General features: G+C 31.2%; 17 protein-coding genes and 1 riboswitch. All 17 genes read left to right on the top strand.

Annotated features, from left to right (window positions below):
- The first annotated feature begins 1 nt into the window (after position 1).
- The 17 genes from groES (at position 2) to I4V16_RS11030 (ending at position 17672) form a co-directional block, all read left to right on the top strand.
- A complete protein-coding gene (gene groES, locus I4V16_RS10950) occupies positions 2-286 on the top strand; it encodes a co-chaperone GroES (RefSeq protein ID WP_049177432.1) in 285 nt (94 codons plus the stop codon).
- A 13-nt stretch (positions 287-299) separates the two neighbouring features.
- Complete coding sequence (gene groL, locus I4V16_RS10955; protein WP_195542093.1) at positions 300-1919, top strand: chaperonin GroEL; 1620 nt, start codon at positions 300-302, stop codon at positions 1917-1919.
- A 252-nt stretch (positions 1920-2171) separates the two neighbouring features.
- Positions 2172-3869: an ATPase, T2SS/T4P/T4SS family gene (locus I4V16_RS10960; RefSeq protein ID WP_195966689.1), complete on the top strand. Its 1698-nt coding sequence runs from the start codon at positions 2172-2174 to the stop codon at positions 3867-3869.
- 29 nt (positions 3870-3898) lie between these two features.
- The gene (locus tag I4V16_RS10965) at positions 3899-5113 is read left to right on the top strand and encodes a type II secretion system F family protein (RefSeq protein ID WP_195966690.1); all 1215 of its coding nucleotides are present in this window, start codon (positions 3899-3901) and stop codon (positions 5111-5113) included.
- A 62-nt stretch (positions 5114-5175) separates the two neighbouring features.
- Complete coding sequence (locus I4V16_RS10970) at positions 5176-5577, top strand: type II secretion system protein (RefSeq protein WP_053089707.1); 402 nt, start codon at positions 5176-5178, stop codon at positions 5575-5577.
- Between the two features lie 66 nt (positions 5578-5643).
- Positions 5644-6405 (top strand): A24 family peptidase, encoded by a 762-nt coding sequence (locus tag I4V16_RS10975; RefSeq protein ID WP_195966691.1) that lies wholly within the window; start codon positions 5644-5646, stop codon positions 6403-6405.
- 13 nt (positions 6406-6418) lie between these two features.
- Positions 6419-7426 carry a pilus assembly protein PilM gene (pilM, locus tag I4V16_RS10980; RefSeq protein ID WP_195966692.1) on the top strand — a complete coding sequence of 336 codons (1008 nt, stop codon included), beginning with the start codon at positions 6419-6421 and terminating at the stop codon, positions 7424-7426.
- Between the two features lies 1 nt (position 7427).
- A complete protein-coding gene (locus I4V16_RS10985) occupies positions 7428-7991 on the top strand; it encodes a hypothetical protein (RefSeq protein ID WP_195966693.1) in 564 nt (187 codons plus the stop codon).
- Entirely contained in the window at positions 7975-8580 is a 606-nt protein-coding gene (gene pilO / locus I4V16_RS10990) for a type 4a pilus biogenesis protein PilO (RefSeq protein ID WP_195966694.1), read from the top strand. Before I4V16_RS10985 ends, pilO begins: the two co-directional genes overlap by 17 nt.
- Positions 8581-8613: 33 nt before the next feature.
- Entirely contained in the window at positions 8614-9105 is a 492-nt protein-coding gene (locus I4V16_RS10995; RefSeq protein ID WP_195966695.1) for a prepilin-type N-terminal cleavage/methylation domain-containing protein, read from the top strand.
- Positions 9106-9122: 17 nt separating this feature from the next.
- Positions 9123-9668 carry a type II secretion system protein gene (locus tag I4V16_RS11000; RefSeq protein ID WP_195966696.1) on the top strand — a complete coding sequence of 182 codons (546 nt, stop codon included), beginning with the start codon at positions 9123-9125 and terminating at the stop codon, positions 9666-9668.
- Positions 9669-9678: 10 nt separating this feature from the next.
- Positions 9679-10773 (top strand): hypothetical protein, encoded by a 1095-nt coding sequence (locus I4V16_RS11005; RefSeq protein ID WP_195966697.1) that lies wholly within the window; start codon positions 9679-9681, stop codon positions 10771-10773.
- Positions 10774-10873: 100 nt separating this feature from the next.
- A riboswitch (purine riboswitch) is annotated at positions 10874-10971 on the top strand.
- Positions 10972-11118: 147 nt separating this feature from the next.
- Positions 11119-12573, top strand: coding sequence for an IMP dehydrogenase (gene guaB / locus I4V16_RS11010; protein WP_195966698.1), 1455 nt, complete (start codon positions 11119-11121; stop codon positions 12571-12573).
- A 63-nt stretch (positions 12574-12636) separates the two neighbouring features.
- Positions 12637-14178 (top strand): glutamine-hydrolyzing GMP synthase, encoded by a 1542-nt coding sequence (gene guaA, locus I4V16_RS11015; protein ID WP_195966699.1) that lies wholly within the window; start codon positions 12637-12639, stop codon positions 14176-14178.
- 112 nt (positions 14179-14290) lie between these two features.
- Positions 14291-15583: an O-antigen ligase family protein gene (locus tag I4V16_RS11020; protein ID WP_195966700.1), complete on the top strand. Its 1293-nt coding sequence runs from the start codon at positions 14291-14293 to the stop codon at positions 15581-15583.
- A gap of 291 nt (positions 15584-15874) precedes the next feature.
- Complete coding sequence (locus I4V16_RS11025) at positions 15875-17224, top strand: glucose-6-phosphate isomerase (protein WP_111938008.1); 1350 nt, start codon at positions 15875-15877, stop codon at positions 17222-17224.
- Position 17225: 1 nt separating this feature from the next.
- The gene (locus I4V16_RS11030) at positions 17226-17672 is read left to right on the top strand and encodes a YaiI/YqxD family protein (protein WP_195963466.1); all 447 of its coding nucleotides are present in this window, start codon (positions 17226-17228) and stop codon (positions 17670-17672) included.
- The last annotated feature ends 12 nt before the right edge of the window (positions 17673-17684 follow it).

Here is a 17684-nt window from a genome sequence, read left to right on the forward strand (position 1 = left end):
TATGAATATTAAACCACTTGGAGACAGAGTAGTAATTAAAAAGTTAGAAGCAGAGGAAACAACAAAAAGCGGAATAGTTTTAACAGGTAGTGCAAAAGAAAGACCTCAAGAGGCTGAAGTTGTTGCTGTAGGTCCAGGAGCAATGGTAGATGGAAATAGAGTGGCAATGGAAGTTAAGGTTGGGGATAAAGTTTTATATTCTAAATATGCAGGAACAGAAGTTAAAGTTGATGGAGAAGAATATACTATTTTAAAACAAGAAGATATATTAGCAGTAGTGGAATAGGAGGAGATTTATTATGGCTAAAATGTTAATGTTTGGTGAAGAAGCAAGAAGATCAATGCAAGTTGGTGTTGATAAACTAGCAGATACAGTAAAGGTAACTTTAGGACCTAAGGGAAGAAACGTAGTTTTAGGTAAGAAATTTGGTGCACCTCTTATAACTAATGATGGTGTTTCAATTGCAAGAGAAATAGAATTAGAAGATCCATATGAAAATATGGGAGCTCAACTTGTAAAAGAAGTTGCAACAAAGACTAATGATGTGGCAGGGGATGGTACTACAACAGCTACACTTTTAGCACAAGCAATTGTTAGAGAAGGTTTAAAAAATGTAACAGCTGGAGCTAACCCAATGTTAATAAGGAATGGTATTAATGTTGCAGTTAAAAAAGCTGTTGAAGAAATACAAGCAATATCTAAGCCTGTAGAAGGTAAAGAAGATATATCAAGAGTTGCTGCAATATCAGCTGCAGATGAGGAAATTGGTAAGTTAATTGCAGATGCCATGGAGAGAGTAGGTAACGAAGGAGTTATTACTATTGAAGAATCTAAGTCTATGGGAACAGAATTAGATGTAGTAGAAGGTATGCAATTTGATAGAGGATATGTATCAGCTTATATGTCAACTGATATGGAAAAGATGGAAGCTAATCTAGATAATCCATATATTTTAATTACAGATAAGAAGATTTCTAACATACAAGAAATACTTCCAATACTTGAGCAAATAGTTCAATCAGGAAAGAAGCTGTTAATAATTGCTGAAGATATTGAAGGAGAAGCAATGGCTACATTAGTAGTTAATAAGCTAAGAGGAACATTTACTTGTGTAGGTGTAAAAGCGCCTGGATTTGGTGATAGAAGAAAAGAAATGCTTCAAGATATAGCGATACTAACAGGTGGTAGAGTTATTTCTGAAGAATTAGGAATGGATTTAAAAGAAACAACTATTGATATGTTAGGAAAAGCAGATAGTGTTAAAGTTACTAAAGAAAGCACTGTAATAGTAAATGGTAAGGGAGATTCTAATGCTATAAAAGAAAGAATCACTCAAGTAAGAAGTCAAATAGAAGAAACAACTTCAGATTTTGATAAAGAGAAGCTACAAGAAAGATTAGCCAAACTAGCTGGTGGTGTGGCAGTTATTAAAGTTGGTGCTGCAACTGAAACAGAGCTTAAGGAAAGAAAGCTTAGAATAGAAGATGCTTTGGCAGCTACAAAAGCAGCTGTTGAAGAAGGAATAGTACCAGGTGGAGGAACAGCTTATGTTAATGTTATAAGTAAGGTAAATGAATTAAAGTCTGATGTTGCTGACACTCAAGTTGGTATAAATATAATTGTTAGATCTTTAGAGGAACCAATGAGACAAATAGCTAAGAATGCTGGTGTAGAAGGTTCAGTTATAATAGAAAAAGTTAAGAATAGTGAAGCAGGTATAGGATATGATGCTTTACATGACCAATATGTAAACATGATAAAGACAGGTATAGTTGATCCAACTAAGGTTACAAGGTCTGCACTTCAAAATGCGGCATCTGTAGCATCAACATTCTTAACAACTGAAGCTGCAGTTGTAGATATTCCTGAAAAGGAAGCTCCAATGGCTCCAGATCCATCAATGGGTGGAATGTACTAAGAAATTTTAGAGAGATAAGGAAAAAAGTCCTTATCTCTCTTTTTTATGTATATAGTAATAAAGTTCCATAAATGTTAAGAATTTTTTAAAAAAATTAAATTTATATAAAAAGTAGAGGAGATATATGAAGAAATTAACTCTAGTAAGTAAGTGGAGCTTGTGGAAAATGTCGTCAAAAAAAATATGTGAATTATTTAAATTTATTCCAAAAAAGTGTATAATTAATATAAAGTAGGAAATAGTGGTGAGAAGATGATTAGGACTAAGAAAAGGTTAGGAGATATTTTAGTACAAGCAGGAAAGATAAATCAATCAGATTTAATGTCGGCTTTAAAGAAACAAGCTTTAAGCGGAAAACGACTAGGGGAAATACTAGTTGACGAGGGGCTAGTTAGTGAAAACGATATCTTATCTGTTCTTGAGTTACAATTGGGGATAAAAAAAGTTAATTTAGATTCTATTGATATAGATGAAAATGCTATAAGATCAGTATCAGAATCTATTGCTAGGAAACATAATATTTTACCTATAAAAATTGAAGGAAATGATATATATATTGCAATGTCAGACCCTTTTAATTTAATGGCTGTAGAAGATGTGAAGGTAGTAACTGGACTTAATGTAAAAAAAGTATTGGAAAAAAAAGACTCTATATCAAAAGCTATTAAAAATTTTTATACGAAGCAATATGCAGAAAAAGTAGCACAAGATTTAGTTCAAAAAGAAAAAGAGAATACTAAGAAAAAGCAAGAAGAGAAGCAAATGTCAGAACTTGAAAAGGCTACGGCTAATGCTCCAGTTGTTAAATTAGTAGACACTATAATACAAAACTCTATCAGAATGGGTGCAAGTGACGTTCACGTAGAACCTTTTGAAAATGAAGTTAGAGTAAGAGCAAGAGTAGATGGAAGCTTACAAAATATGCTTAGCATACCTAAAGAGTCACAAAATACTTTAATTACAAGAATTAAAATATTAGCAAATTTAAATATTGCAGAAAAAAGAATTCCACAAGACGGTAGAATTCTTACAAATATAGATGGAAAAGCGGTAGATTTGAGAGTTTCTATCCTTCCAACTGTAAATGGTGAGAAGGTAGTTATAAGAATTCTTTCTAAAGATTCTAGCCTTATGAATAAGGAAAGCCTAGGAATGAGGAAGGATGACATGAAAAAACTTGAACAGATATTGCAAAATCCTTTTGGAATAATCCTAGTAACTGGACCTACTGGAAGTGGTAAGTCTACTACTTTATATGCAGTTTTAAATGAATTAAATACTATAGATAAAAACATTATTACTGTAGAAGATCCAGTTGAATTTATGGTTGATGGTATAAATCAAGTAAATGTTAATGCAAAAGCTGGATTAACATTTGCATCAGGCCTTAAATCTATATTAAGACAAGACCCTGACATTGTAATGGTAGGAGAAATTAGAGATGGTGAAACTGCAGAAATAGCAATTAGAGCAGCCATTACAGGACACGTAGTTTTAAGTACACTACATACAAATGATGCACCATCTTCAGTTGCAAGATTAGTAGATATGGGAATTGAACCATATTTAATATCAACATCTGTAACAGGAATAATTGCACAAAGACTTGTTAGAAAAGTTTGTACTAAGTGTGCTAAAAAGTACTATGCCTCAGAATATGAAAAAAGAATTCTTGGTAGTGATAGTGATGAAAAGATAATTTTAACTAAGGGAGAAGGATGCCCACATTGTAATGGGACAGGCTATAAAGGAAGAATTGGTATTTATGAAATACTTCCTATTGAAAGAAATGTTAGAGATGCAATTACAGCAGGAAAGAATTCAGATGTGTTAAAAGATATTGCTATTAGAGATGGAATGAAAACATTGAGAATGGCATGTATGGAACATGTTTATGAAGGAATTACAACAGTAGATGAATTATTAAGGGTAGCTGTAGTAAGAGAATGATGAATTCATAAAGGAGAGGGGGAGTTCTAGTGTCTATATTTAGATATAGTGCAGTAAATGATAGTAACCATACTATTAGTGGGAGCATGGAAGCTAATTCAAGCAAAGAAGTTGTGACTAGCTTGAGAGAAAGAGGTTATTATATCACTGATATAAAGGAAGAAAGTGCTTTAAATAAAGATGTTGATTTAAATTTCTTGAAAAAGATAACATTAAAAGATTTAGCTTTATTTAGCAGGCAATTTGCATTTACTCTTCAATCTGGTATGCCAATGTTAAGGTGCATAGAACTTTGTATAGAACAAACTGAAAATAAAGTTCTTCAAGATGTTTTAAGAAGGGCAAAGGAAGAAGTAAAAAGAGGTAGAGCTTTATCAGATGCTTTAAAGTATGAGGATGGAATTCCGGACTTTATGGTAAATATGATAACAGCAGGTGAAGCATCAGGTAATTTAGATACAGTAATGTATGAAGTGTCTGAGTACTATGATAAGTTGTATAAGCAACAAAGAAAGATAAAGTCTGCAACTGCATACCCAAAGATGATTGGAGTATTTGCAGTACTTATTGTAACTTTCTTACTTATATTTGTTGTTCCACAGTTTGTAAATAATTTGGCAGCAGCAGGTGGAGAGTTACCATTACCAACAAAAATAATTTTAGCTATAAGTAATTTTGTATCAGCTTATTGGTATATAGTTTTATTGATAGTATTAGCAGGAATAGCATTTAAAAAGTTAGTTTTAGATAAGGACGAAAATTTTGTTCTTTGGAGAGATAAAAATAAAATAACTGGTCCATTATTTGGACCTATTAATGCACAAATAATGGCTAGTAGGTTTGCAAATACATTTTATATTTTAAATAATTCAGGAATGTCCATTTTAAAAAGCATAGAAATAGCTACAAACGTATTAGAAAATTCTTATGTTGAAAGTAAAATGGAATATGCAAAAGAGGATATAAAGAGAGGTAATTTAATAGGAAAAACAATAGAAGATTTAGATATATTTCCATTAATGTTAACTCAAATGATAACTGTTGGTGAAGAAACAGGATCATTAGATGCTTTGCTTAAGAAGACGGCAGAATATTATGATGGTGAGGCAGAAGCGGCAGTAGATAAATTAATTACAATGATTGAACCGTTATTAATTATAGCGCTTGCTGGAGTTGTTTTAGTAATAATTCTTGCAGTAATGCTTCCAATGTTTAATATGATGGATGCAGTTCAAAAAATGTAAATAAAGTGTATATAAATTTAAAGTTTATATAAATAACAATTAATTTTTAGGAGGTATAATTTATGAATGAATTAGCTAAGAAGAAAAAGAAAGGTTTTACACTTATTGAACTTATTGCAGTTATTGCTATTATTGGTATTTTAGCTGCAGTATTAGTTCCAAGAATAGTTGGGTATATGAATGATGCAAATGATGCAAAAACTATAACTCAAGCTAGAAATGTTAGAATGGCATATGAAACTATGATATCAAAAGATCCAGATGTATTTGGTGCTGATACTGCTGATGATGTTACAGTACAAGATGTTGTAGATGAATATGATAGCCCAACTGATACTTCAATAAATTGGGAAGATTACACATCATTAGAAGCGGAGGATTATGATAGATTAGATACAGGAGTATCAATGACAGCGCTAAAAGCTGCAACTGCATCAGGTGATCCTTCATCAATAGCAAACTAGTATATATTTAATTATTAGAATAGCCTCTTTAATGTATAAGAGGCTATTCTGAAATAGGAGAATTAAATGAGTTATATTGCAGAAATCACGGCGTTTGTGTTTGGAATAATTATAGGGAGTTTCCTTAATGTATGTATATATAGAATACCTAAAGAAGAATCAATAGCATATCCACCTTCTCACTGTGGAAGTTGTGGCCATAATCTTAAGGTAATAGATTTAGTACCTATATTTAGTTGGTTATTTTTAAAAGGAAAATGCAGATATTGTGGAGAAAAGGTCTCAAAGCAATATCCATTAATTGAGGGAGCAACAGGGTTGCTTTTTGTATTTTTATATTTAAAGTTTGGATTTACAATTGAATTATTAAAATATATGATTTTTACAAGTATTTTAATAGTTATTGGTGTAATAGACTTTAAAACTCGAGATGTGTACGATTCAACAATTATTGCCTTAGGGATAAGTGGAGTTGTTTTTACAGTTATTGAGTTTTTTATGAATAAACAAATTAGCTTTTCTAGTATTATACTAGGAATAGCAATTCCAGCCCTAATAATAGCAATTTTTGCTTGGTTTGAAGTAATGGGGTGGGGGGATGTAGAAATAATAGGTGTTGTAGGATTATTCCTAGGATTTAAGTTGAATATGTTAAATTTATTTATTTCAATAGTCTTAGGAGGAATAGCTGCATTTGTATTAATGATATGGAAAAGAAGAGGGGGAAAGGATACGATGGCATTTGGTCCTTATATAGCTCTCTCATCATATATAACACTTCTAGTTGGAAGTGAAATTTTACAATGGTATTTAAGTTTTATAAGGTAAGTGAGGTGGGGGTATGTTCGAAAAAGACTTAATTGCAATAGACATAAATAAAGAAACTATTTCAATTTTAGTTGGAACAAGATACAAAATAGCTAATGGTACTATAATTGAAACTCCTAGAAATTCATTTGATAATGGGGGGATATTAGATGTAAATCTAATATCAGGAGTAATAGCACCACATATAAAAAAGGCAAAAACTAAAGATGTTGCTTTTGTTGTAAGAGGTGAAGATATTATTACAAGGCATTTAAATATTCCATTTGCAAAAGATGAAGCTATGACAGATTCAGTAGACTTTGAGTTAAGACAGTTTATGGGAGACAGAGTAGAGGAATACTATTTTGATTACCAAATCATAAATCAAAATAAAAATGATGGAACAGGAAAATGCGATGTTCTTGTAGTAGCTTGCGCTAGAGATAAGATTGATGCTTTTATGGAACTTGGAAAAACTTTAAGATTAAATGTAAAGGCAATAGACCTATATGCAAATGTAGTAGCTAGAGTTTTTGGAGATTTAAGGAAATCAACAACAAAAGGAATAAAAACTATTGGAGTAATTGGAATAGATTCTGATGATTCCAATATTACAATTTTGGAATGGGGAAAACTTATACTTGAAAAGTACAAGGATAATGGAATATTAAGTGCAGTAGACAAAGAGTTTACTAATTTAACAGAATATAATTCCATATTAGATACTGTAGATTTAATTGAGCCAAAACAACCAGGAGAAGAAAGTGATATAGAATTATATTTTAAAGATGAAGCTAATGATTATAATGGTTTAATACAGTACTATACATCAGGTAAGGTTAAGAAGAATTTAGATAGAATATATGTAATGGGATCAGCTACTAGAATTAAAGGAATTGAACAATACTTTGAAGTTAGTTTAAGTGCTAGGGCAGCTAAGTTACCTATGTTTTCTGATTTAAAGACAAGCGTAAAAGCACCTAAGAAGGTTAAATTAAAAGACTATATTATGTGTTATGGGCTATTATTAAGGAGGGATTAGTATGAGTAGAGAATTAAATTTAGTCCCTCAGATAAATATCAATACCAAAGGTACTGTAAAATCAAGTAAAACAATATTATTAATTTTATTATTAATAGTTGCATTTATTGGAGGAAGCTTTGGTTATGTAATAGGGAAAGAATATCTATTAAATAAGAAAGCGGAAGAGTTAAAGAATGAGTTAGCTTTAAGCAATGAAAAGTTAAAGGAAAAAGAAGAACTAGATCAACAAATAGCAGCAACAAAGCAACAAATTACTAAAGCAGAACAATTGAAATTGCTTATGGATATAGATACAGATGAGTTAATAAAAGAGTTATATAAATTAGTAGAAATAGATGGAATAAAGATAACAAGTATTGACTATAAAGGGGGAGTATCTTCTAGTATAGAAATTAATGGGAATTCAAGTGATAAGACTGCTATACAAAAGATGTGGGCTAATCTTAGAGAAAATGAGAAATTTGCTGATTCTCATGTTAATAATTGGAGTGGTGAAGGTGAAATAACGTTTTCAGTAAGTATAAAGACAAAGGGAGGTAGTGCAAATGAAAAGCAAAACTAATGGACGAGCTACCACAAAAAATGAAAAGATAATATTATATGTGTTAGGAGTATTATCTATATTTGCTCTTTGTTATTTATTCATAATATCTCCAGGTGAAGAAAAAACTAAAAATTTAAAACAAGAAATTAAAAGTTTAGAGAGTCAGTTAGTTTCTGTTCAAAGTATTGACTATGATATTGAGCAGAGAAAAAAAACATTGGATGATTTGATGGTTAAGTATAAAGAAGCTACTATAACGCTACCTAAAACAGATAGATATCCAGAAGTTTTTAGAGATGTAGAAAAAATGGTTACAGAATCAGGTCTTTCCTCATCTAACGGCTCTTTTGAAAAAACATCAGTTATTCAATTAGTCGGGGCAGAAGAAGGACAAGAGTCTTCTAATTTAAAAGGAATGAGAAAGATTCAAATAACTTATTCTGTTAAAGGGGATATAAACAAGGTATTATCATTTATTGATAAGTTAGAGAATTATGACAGAATTGCAGAGTTAAACTCTTTTAATCATAGTGGTGAAGGGTGTTCTATAGTGTTTTCATTCTATGATTCTGGAGAAGGCGGAGCAGAAGAATATGATTTTAATTAATAAAACCTTCTAATTAAAGATGGAGGTGTAGTTTTGAAAGCAAAAAAGAAAAAAGGATTTACTTTAATAGAGATTGCAGTGGCTTTAGCAGCTTTTGTAATTATTATGCTTGCAATAACTGGAGTGTTAATATCTGTTATTAAAATTAGTTCAATAAATAGTGCAACATATAGTACAGATAATATTTCAAAAGTATTTTTTGAAACATTGAAGGAAGATAGAGTTGCGTTGAACAATATACCAAAAACAGTAGGTACAAAATATAAGTGTAGCTTTTCAAATGCAGATGAGGTTAGAGCATTAGTAAAAGAACATTTGTTAGATGGTGATTCAAGTAACAAGCCAGATGGGGTTTCTGATCCAAGTGATTTTAATTTATGTAAGCAAAGCTCATCAGAGTATAGTATGGGAATATATATTAATTGGAATGCTGATGGATTCTATGAAATAGAGACTTGGTGTTGGGATACAAATAAAGGTGAATCAAGCCTAATTAATAGAAAAACCTATGTAACTCCTAGGTAGAGGGGGAGGTAGAGTATATGAAAAAGAAAAAAGGTTTTACATTAGTTGAACTTATAGCAGTAATAGGAATAACAGTTATATTTGGGGCTATTGTACTTGGAATATCAATTACATCTGGAAAATTATTTTCAATGACACAATCTCAATCAGTTTTTAATGATGAAGCAAGACTAATTATAAGTACATTAGAAGAAGATTTAAGAATTGGTAAAGAAATAGATGCTACAGCTTTAAATCTTACAGGAAGTAGTAGTATTACAATTAATGGAATTATAGATACTTGCTCTAATTTTAATTTGCCATCTGGTAGCTTTGAAAAATTATTATCGTTAAAGGTAAAGGGAGATTTGTATTATTATATTAAGGTAGGAGATAGAGTTGAAAGAAAGAAATTTGGAGGGGCTGCATTTACATCAGATGTTTCTGGAATTGAAAAAATTAAAGATATAGAGATAAAAAAAAGTGTTGATTCAACGGATAAAAGATATTTTATAACTATTGAATTTGAAAATTCACATGGTGAAATTACAGAATATAAGTCAGCTGTAATGCCAAGAAATTAGGAGGGGAAGTATGAGTAAAAAAGTTAAAAAAGGATCAGCATTAATAACTGTACTAGTTTTTTCCCTTTTATTTGTGGTTATATCTGGAGTTTCTACTTTAGCAGTAGTAAATACAATGAAGGGAAATTCTGGTGAAGAGAAATATCAAACTTTATACTATGAAGCAGAGGCTGGAGTTGAAAGAGCATTGGCCAATGCAAATAGTGGTGATTATGATGCATTAGGGGATTTAGGAACATCATCATTCACAATACATGATTCTGCAATGCTTGGAGAAGTTAATGTGAATTTAACAAAGCATATAAATGCATCAGATGAGTATTTACAAGTTGTAAGTACATCAACAACAACTTCTGGGCAAAGTAGGACAGTTAATGCAAAAATAAGAAAATATATTTATGCAAATGATATATTTAGGTATTCAATATGTGGTGAAAATGTAGAGGTAAATGGTGGAGGTTCTCTTAATTTAGATCCTTCTTTAATTAATTCTTCTAATTCAGCAGCTAATGTGGGGGCAGGCAGTGTAGCGGCAGGCTCAGAAACAAATGAGCAATTTGAGTTGCCTATTTTTGATAATAGTAAAATACCATATTATAATGGAACACTAGAAATAAATTGTTCAAATAGTAATACTTTAATAAATAATTTAGAGTCCATGAGTTCAGATTCTAGTAAGCCTGTAAGAAAAGTTCCATTGTCAACTCCTAATTTTAATGTGTATCTAATTAATGCTGATAAAGTTAAGGTGGTTACACCTGCATTTAATATAGAGAATGTGATGATATTATGCAATGGAGACTTGGAGTTTGTGTTATCAGGACCTTGCCAAATGAAAGGATCTAGTTTAGTGGCGAAAAGTGTAACTGTTGGTAATTTTAATATGCAGATATCTTATAGACCATATGATGATAATAGTCCAGATTCTCCAGCTATAACATTTTCTCCTTTGTATAGAGCGCATTTGGAAATGTTAATGGATGGATATACTGATGCTTCTAGCAACACTGTAAATGGAATTTCGTATTATGCACCTAATTATAGTTATGGTGGCGGTCCAGGTGCTGGAGGTAGCTTATCAGGGATAATATCAGATTATGAGTAGAAGTAAAGTGTTAGTTTAGCTAACACTTTTTCTTTTTGCAATTTTAATTTCATATTTTATTGACAGGAAAGAATAAATAATCTATAATAAGTTTAATTTAATAAGTAGCACATTTACAACTCGTATATCCCCTGAATAAGGCAGGGAGTATCTACCGGAAGCCGTAAATTTCCGACTATGGGTGAATTTGATATAACTTAGTATAGATTACTATAGGCATATTAACTTCACTTAGGTAAGTTAATGTGCTTTTTTTGTACTCAAAAATAGGTGAATAAATGAAATTATACTTGCAAGAAATTTCAGAAATGCAAATAATTATTCAAAATATGGGGAGGCAATATTATGGCAAGAATTTTAAAACAAGCTTATACATTTGATGATGTATTATTAGTACCTAACAAATCAGAGATTTTACCAAGGGAAGTAACATTAAAAACAAACTTAACAAAGAAAATAGCGTTAAACATTCCTCTAATTAGTGCCGGCATGGACACAGTTACTGAATCTAAGATGGCAATAGCTATGGCTAGAGAAGGTGGAATAGGAATTATACATAAAAATATGACAATATCAGAGCAAGCTAAAGAAGTTGATAGAGTAAAGAGACAAGAAAATGGAGTAATAACAGATCCTATATATCTTTCTCCAGAGCATACTTTAGCAGATGCAGAAGAATTGATGGGTCAATATAGAATTTCAGGTGTACCAATAACTGTTGAAGGAAAGTTAGTAGGGATCTTAACTAATAGAGATACTACATTTGAGACAGATTATTCTAAAAAAATAGGTGATGTAATGACTAAGGAAAACTTAGTTACTGCACCAGAAAATACAACTGTAGAAGAAGCTAAAGAAATTTTAAAGAAACATAAAATAGAAAAGTTACCTTTAGTAGATAACGAAGGAAACTTAAAAGGACTTATAACAATAAAAGATATAGAAAAAACTAAATCTTATCCTAATGCTGCAAAGGATGGACAAGGTAGATTACTTTGTGGAGCAGCAGTTGGTGTAACGGCTGATATGATGGATAGAGTTGATGCTTTAGTAAAAGTTAAGGTTGATGTTATAACTTTAGATACAGCACATGGTCATTCAAAGGGTGTTTTAGATGCCGTTAAGAAGATAAAAGCTAAATATCCAGAACTTCAAATAATAGCAGGTAACGTTGCAACTGCAGAAGCAACTGTAGATTTAATAAAGGCAGGAGCAGACTGTGTTAAGGTTGGTATTGGGCCTGGATCAATCTGTACAACAAGAGTTGTTGCAGGGGTTGGGGTTCCTCAATTAACAGCTGTTATGGATTGTGCTGAAGCTGCAAGAGAATACGGAGTTCCAGTTATAGCTGATGGTGGAATTAAGTATTCTGGAGATATAGTAAAGGCTTTATCTGCAGGAGCAAAGGTAGCAATGATGGGATCATTATTTGCAGGATGTGAAGAAGCTCCTGGAGATATAGAAATATATCAAGGAAGAAGCTACAAAGTATATAGAGGAATGGGTTCATTAGCTGCTATGGCTTGTGGTTCAAAGGATAGATATTTCCAAGAAGGAAATAAGAAATTAGTTCCTGAAGGTGTTGAAGGGAGAATTGCTTATAAAGGATATGTTGCAGATACAATATACCAATTGCTTGGTGGAATTAGATCAGGTATGGGATACCTAGGATCAAAAGATTTAGATACATTATATGAAACTGCAACCTTTGTAGTTCAAACATCTGCAGGTTTAAGAGAAAGTCACCCTCATGATATTAATATAACTAAAGAAGCACCAAACTATAGTGTAAGTCAATAAAATGTTGTAAAAAAGTGAGAACTGTAAGATAATATAAAACAATACTATTATTTGGAGGTCAGCATGAAAAAAGAATTAGTTTTAGTTATTGATTTTGGTGGACAATATAATCAATTAATAGCTAGAAGAGTAAGAGAATGTAACGTATATTGTGAGGTTCATCCACACAATTTAAGTATTGATAAGATTAAGGAAATGAATCCAAAGGGTATAATTTTCACAGGTGGTCCAAACAGTGTATATGGAGAAGATTCACCTTTATGTGATAAAGCTATATTTGAATTAGGAATACCTGTACTTGGTATATGCTATGGTTCTCAACTTATGGCTCATATGCTTGGTGGAAGTGTTGCAACAGCACCTGTAAGTGAATACGGAAAAACAGAGGTTGCTGTAGATTCAAAATCGAAATTATTTAATGGAGTTTCAGAAACAACAATTTGTTGGATGAGTCATACAGATTATATAGAAAGAGCTCCAGAAGACTTTAAAGTAGTAGCTCATACTCCAGTTTGTCCAGTTGCAGCTATGGAATGTGAAGAAAAGAACTTATATGCTGTTCAGTTCCATCCAGAAGTTATGCACACACAAGAAGGTACGAAGATGCTTTCTAATTTTGTTTATAATGTTTGTGGTTGTGCTGGGGATTGGAAGATGGATTCTTTTGTTGAAAAAACAATTGAAGAAATTAGAGAAAAAGTTGGAGATGGAAAAGTATTATGTGCTTTATCAGGTGGAGTTGACTCATCAGTAGCAGCTGTATTACTTTCAAAGGCTGTTGGGAAGCAACTAACATGTGTTTTTGTTGACCACGGATTACTTCGTAAAAATGAAGGGGATGAAGTAGAAGAAGTATTTGGGCCTAATGGGGCTTATGATTTAAACTTTATCCGTGTTAATGCTCAAGAAAGATTTTATGAAAAGCTAGCAGGAGTAGAGGATCCAGAAACAAAGAGAAAAATAATTGGTGAAGAGTTTATTAGAGTATTTGAAGAAGAAGCTAAGAAGATAGGTTCAGTAGATTATCTTGTTCAAGGAACAATATATCCAGATGTTATTGAAAGTGGATTAGGTAAATCAGCTGTAATTAAATCACATCATAATGTTGGAGGACTTCCTGATTGTGTAGATTTCAAAGAAATAATTGAACCACTTAGATTATTATTTAAGGATGAAGTTCGTAAGGCAGGACTTGAACTTGGAATTCCGGAAAAGCTTGTATTTAGACAACCGTTCCCAGGGCCAGGACTTGGTATAAGAATAATTGGAGAGGTTACAGCTGAGAAAGTTAGAATTGTTCAAGATGCAGATGCTATATATAGAGAAGAAATAGCTAAGGCTGGTATAGATAAGGAAATAGGTCAATATTTTGCTGCCTTAACTAACATGAGATCAGTTGGTGTTATGGGTGATGAAAGAACGTATGATTATGCAGTTGCTCTTCGTGCTGTAACAACAAGTGACTTTATGACTGCAGAATCTGCAGACCTTCCATGGGAAGTACTTGGCAAAGTAACAACTAGAATAGTAAATGAGGTAAATGGGGTTAATCGTGTAATGTATGATTGCACAGGTAAGCCACCAGCTACTATAGAATTTGAATAAAATTTTAAGTTTAGATAGTTATAGTAAATATGCTATAACTATCTTTTTGTTTTATATAGTCAAAAAAAATTGTTTTATGTTATAATTGTATTATTATGGAAGGCTGGTGGGTATGAGAATAAAAGGTGGTTTACTAAGTAAAGATTTTGATAATGTGAATATATTAAATATGTTACTTTATTCTGTGGTTATATTTATGCCATTTATAGTAACAACTATAGCAAAACCATATTATGTGTCAGGTAAAGTAGTATATTTATATTTAATATTTTTTGTTATACTCTTTTTATTAGTAAAACTTAAAATGAAAATTAGGTTTAAAATAGAAGAATGTTTAACAATTTTATTTTTGGCGAGTTTGATAATAGCAACATTATTTAGCATTGAATTATCAGTTGCTGTTATGGGAAATAAATATAGATATGAAGGACTTCTAGCATATATAATTTATATATTGTTATTTATGAGCTCTTTGTATTTTATAAAGTTTTATAAATACACAAGTCATATTTTTTGTATATCTGGAACAGTTATGTCCATATATGCTATTTTGCAATATTATGGTATTGATCCGTTAAGAATAAGAATGTTCGATGGTGAAAAGTCTATAGATATGGTTGCGACCATTGGTAATAGAAATTTTCTATCTTCTTATTTACTTTTGTTCTTGATTTTATCAATAGGCATTTATATATTTAAGAATAAGAAAATTTTTTCTATATATTCATCAATAATTTTAGCAGGAGTATTAGTAACCTATACTAGAAGTGGGTGGTTATCATTAGTTGTATGTTGCATAATAGGATTGAGTTTTGTTTTTAGAAATAAGGATAGAATTAAAAGAAGTTTAATTATAGTAATGATGTTTTTTGTAGTATTTTCTGTTATGGAGGTAACAGGAAGAGGTGGGTTTGTTTTTAGGGCTAAAAGTATAGTTGAAGATGCAATAGATAAAAGTGAGAAATCAGGTTCAGGAAGACTTTTGATTTGGAAGATTACTATGGATGCAATTAAAAAAAATCCAATTATAGGTACTGGTCTTGATACATTACAATCAAGATTGTTAAGAGATAATTTTGATGGATATACTTATTATGTAAATACTAAAAAGGCAGGAATAGATAAAGCTCACAATGAGTTCTTAGAATATTGGGCATGTGGAGGAATATTAACGCTAATTTCATATGTAGCACTTATAGGAGTAATTTTAACAAAATTATTTAAAAGACGAGAAGATGATAGATGTAAAATATATTTCTTAATGATTTTAGGCTATGTAATACAAAGCTTCTTTAATATCAGTGTTATAGGAGTAGCACCGTTATATTGGATTCTTCTAGGAGCAGCAGTGAAGCATTATAGAGATTTAGATAAAGCAAAAGAAGTACAAGCTATAGCTGAGTAATTTAAAGCGATGAAGAAATTCATCGCTTTTCCTATATTTTAAATACAAGAATAATAAACTATAATGAGAAAGATATATAAAGTATATATATTATTAATTTGGCTAAGTGTAGTAGTGATAAGGCTTTAAGAAAGGTTGGAAATAATTTTAGTAATAAATACTTGGTTTGAAAATATAAATAATATGTAGCTTAAAAAGTGGGAATAATACATAAGTAATTTAAAAAATCATACCAATTATGATATAATAAATTAGGCAAGTTTCCATAATTAATATTTGGAGGTAACAATTATGAGAAGAAATTTAACATTAGATTTATCAAAAACAGCTCCATTTCTAAAAGAAAATGAATTGGATTATATGGAGGATTTAGTAAAAGCAGCTCATGAAAAAATACACAATAAAACAGGGGCAGGAAATGACTTTTTAGGTTGGGTGGACCTTCCTATAAATTATGATAAAGCTGAATTTGAAAGAATAAAGGCAGCAGCTAAAAAGATACAAAGTGATTCAGAAGTTTTAATAGTTATAGGTATTGGGGGATCATACCTAGGTGCAAGAGCAGCTATTGAAATGCTATCACATTCTTTCCACAGTGCATTAGATGCAAGCAAGAGAAAGACACCTCAAATATTCTTTGTAGGTAATAATATTAGCTCAACTTATATGGCTGATTTATTAGAAGTAATAGAAGGTAAGGATGTATCTGTAAATGTAATATCTAAGTCAGGTACTACAACTGAGCCAGCTATAGCATTTAGAATCTTTAAAGCATATTTAGAAAAGAAATATGGAAAAGAAGAAGCTAAGAAGAGAATATTTGCTACAACAGATAAAGCAAAGGGAGCTTTAAAATCCTTAGCTGATGCAGAAGGATATGAAACTTTCGTAGTTCCTGATGATGTTGGGGGAAGATTCTCAGTATTAACAGCAGTTGGTTTACTTCCAATAGCAGTTGCAGGTATAAGTATAGATGAAATGATGCAAGGTGCAGCAGATGCTAGAGAAAAGTACTCTAATCCATCATTAAAAGAAAATGCATGTTATCAATATGCAGCAGCAAGAAATGCTTTATACAATAAGGGGAAAGCAATTGAAATATTAGTTAACTATGAACCATCATTACACTATTTTAATGAATGGTGGAAGCAATTATATGGAGAATCAGAAGGTAAGGATGGAAAGGGACTATTCCCAGCAGCAGTAGATTTTTCAACTGATCTTCACTCAATGGGACAATACATTCAAGAAGGTAGAAGAAACTTAATTGAAACTGTATTAAATGTAGAAGAAGTTAGTAAAAAGATATTTATCGAAGAAACTCCAGATGATGGGGATGGATTAAACTTCTTAGCAGGAAAAGATATGGATTTTGTTAATAAAAAGGCATTCCAAGGAACATTATTAGCTCATAATGATGGTGGGGTTCCTAACATGATAGTTAATATTCCAGAATTATCAGCTTACTACTTTGGACAATTAGTTTACTTCTTTGAAAAAGCTTGTGGAATAAGTGGATACTTACTAGGTGTTAATCCATTTGACCAACCAGGTGTTGAAGCATATAAGAAGAATATGTTTGCTTTATTAGGCAAGCCAGGATATGAAGATATGAAGGCTGAACTTGAAAAAAGATTATAATATGAGAATAATTATAGATGGGGATGCTTGTCCAAGCATCCCTATTATTGAAAGTATAGCAAAGGAAAATAATATAGAAGTTCTAATATATTGTGATATAAATCATTATATTAGAAGTGATTATTCTACAGTTAAAGTTGTAGATAGTGGATTCCAAAGCGTGGATATGTATGTTGTGAATAAGACCAAAGAGAATGATATTGTTGTGACTCAAGATTACGGTGTAGCGGCATTATGTTTACCTAAAAAAGCTGAAGTAATTAATCCAAAAGGATATGTTTATACAGATAAAAATATAGATAGATTGTTGGAGGAACGACATATTTCTCAGAAAATAAGGCAGGCTGGTGGGAGAACACCTAATCCTAAAAAAAGAAGTAAAGAAGATGAAGAAAGATTAATAAAGAATTTGAAAAAGTTAATATTTAAACAAGAAATACCAAAGTAAATGAAATTATTT

The sequence above is a fragment of the Clostridium sp. 1001283B150210_160208_E6 genome, assembly GCF_015669365.1.
In the GTDB taxonomy this organism is placed as follows: domain Bacteria; phylum Bacillota; class Clostridia; order Clostridiales; family Clostridiaceae; genus Clostridium; species Clostridium paraputrificum.

Coding starts and splice junctions, on each gene's coding strand:
- I4V16_RS10985 (WP_195966693.1), top strand. CDS start 7,428: ATGAGTAGAGAATTAAATTTAGTCCCTCAGATAAATATCAATACCAAA.
- I4V16_RS10960 (WP_195966689.1), top strand. CDS start 2,172: ATGATTAGGACTAAGAAAAGGTTAGGAGATATTTTAGTACAAGCAGGA.
- I4V16_RS11020 (WP_195966700.1), top strand. CDS start 14,291: ATGAGAATAAAAGGTGGTTTACTAAGTAAAGATTTTGATAATGTGAAT.
- pilO (WP_195966694.1), top strand. CDS start 7,975: ATGAAAAGCAAAACTAATGGACGAGCTACCACAAAAAATGAAAAGATA.
- I4V16_RS11000 (WP_195966696.1), top strand. CDS start 9,123: ATGAAAAAGAAAAAAGGTTTTACATTAGTTGAACTTATAGCAGTAATA.
- I4V16_RS10970 (WP_053089707.1), top strand. CDS start 5,176: ATGAATGAATTAGCTAAGAAGAAAAAGAAAGGTTTTACACTTATTGAA.
- I4V16_RS11005 (WP_195966697.1), top strand. CDS start 9,679: ATGAGTAAAAAAGTTAAAAAAGGATCAGCATTAATAACTGTACTAGTT.
- I4V16_RS11030 (WP_195963466.1), top strand. CDS start 17,226: ATGAGAATAATTATAGATGGGGATGCTTGTCCAAGCATCCCTATTATT.
- groES (WP_049177432.1), top strand. CDS start 2: ATGAATATTAAACCACTTGGAGACAGAGTAGTAATTAAAAAGTTAGAA.
- I4V16_RS10975 (WP_195966691.1), top strand. CDS start 5,644: ATGAGTTATATTGCAGAAATCACGGCGTTTGTGTTTGGAATAATTATA.
- guaB (WP_195966698.1), top strand. CDS start 11,119: ATGGCAAGAATTTTAAAACAAGCTTATACATTTGATGATGTATTATTA.
- groL (WP_195542093.1), top strand. CDS start 300: ATGGCTAAAATGTTAATGTTTGGTGAAGAAGCAAGAAGATCAATGCAA.
- pilM (WP_195966692.1), top strand. CDS start 6,419: ATGTTCGAAAAAGACTTAATTGCAATAGACATAAATAAAGAAACTATT.
- guaA (WP_195966699.1), top strand. CDS start 12,637: ATGAAAAAAGAATTAGTTTTAGTTATTGATTTTGGTGGACAATATAAT.
- I4V16_RS11025 (WP_111938008.1), top strand. CDS start 15,875: ATGAGAAGAAATTTAACATTAGATTTATCAAAAACAGCTCCATTTCTA.